This is a genomic window from Glycomyces tarimensis (genome assembly GCF_054776215.1).
The window spans coordinates 1-1,049 of the sequence record NZ_BAAHCB010000008.1; the positions used below are offsets into that span (position 1 = coordinate 1).

General features: G+C 49.2%; 2 protein-coding genes. One reads left to right on the forward strand and one right to left on the reverse strand.

The window, feature by feature from the left end; genetic code table 11:
* Nucleotides 1-36 precede the first annotated feature (36 nt).
* Nucleotides 37-795 (forward strand): matrix protein 1, encoded by a 759-nt coding sequence (locus ACYVK3_RS09505; protein ID WP_460497063.1) that lies wholly within the window; start codon nt 37-39, stop codon nt 793-795.
* Here the strand turns inward: ACYVK3_RS09505 and ACYVK3_RS09510 are convergent.
* Entirely contained in the window at nt 788-994 is a 207-nt protein-coding gene (locus ACYVK3_RS09510) for a hypothetical protein (RefSeq protein WP_460497064.1), read from the reverse strand. The genes ACYVK3_RS09505 and ACYVK3_RS09510 overlap by 8 nt on opposite strands.
* Between the last annotated feature and the right edge of the window lie 55 nt (nt 995-1,049).

Consider the following 1,049-nt stretch of genomic DNA (forward strand, 5'->3'; position numbering starts at 1 on the left):
AACGCGTGATCAGCAAAAGCAGGTAGATATTGAAAGATGAGTCTTCTAACCGAGGTCGAAACGTACGTTCTCTCTATCGTCCCGTCAGGCCCCCTCAAAGCCGAGATCGCGCAGAGACTTGAAGATGTCTTTGCAGGGAAGAACACCGATCTTGAGGCTCTCATGGAATGGTTAAAGACAAGACCAATCCTGTCACCTCTGACTAAGGGGATTTTGGGATTTGTGTTCACGCTCACCGTGCCCAGTGAGCGAGGACTGCAGCGTAGACGCTTTGTCCAAAATGCTCTAAATGGAAATGGAGACCCAAACAACATGGACAGGGCAGTCAAACTGTACAGGAAGCTGAAGAGAGAGATAACATTCCATGGGGCTAAAGAAGTTGCACTCAGTTACTCAACCGGTGCACTTGCCAGTTGTATGGGCCTCATATACAACAGGATGGGGACGGTGACCGCAGAAGTGGCATTGGGCCTAGTGTGTGCCACCTGTGAGCAGATTGCTGATTCACAGCATCGGTCTCACAGACAGATAGCAACCACCACCAACCCACTAATCAGACATGAAAACAGAATGGTATTGGCCAGTACCACAGCTAAGGCTATGGAGCAGATGGCTGGATCGAGTGAGCAAGCAGCAGAAGCCATGGAGGTTGCCAGTCAGGCTAGGCAGATGGTGCAAGCGATGAGGACCATTGGAACTCATCCTAGCTCCAGTGCCGGTCTGAGAGATGATCTCCTTGAAAATTTACAGGCCTACCAAAAGCGGATGGGAGTGCAACTGCAGCGATTCAAGTGATCCTCTCGTTATTGCCGCAAGTATCATTGGGATCTTGCACTTGATATTGTGGATTCTTGATCGCCTTTTCTTCAAATGCGTTTATCGTCGCCTTAAATACGGTTTGAAAGGAGGGCCTTCTACGGAAGGAGTACCTGAGTCCATGAGGGAAGAGTACCGGCAGGAACAGCAGAGTGCTGTGGATGTTGACGATGGTCATTTTGTCAACATAGAGCTGGAGTAAAAAACTACCTTGTTTCTACTGATCACGCGTT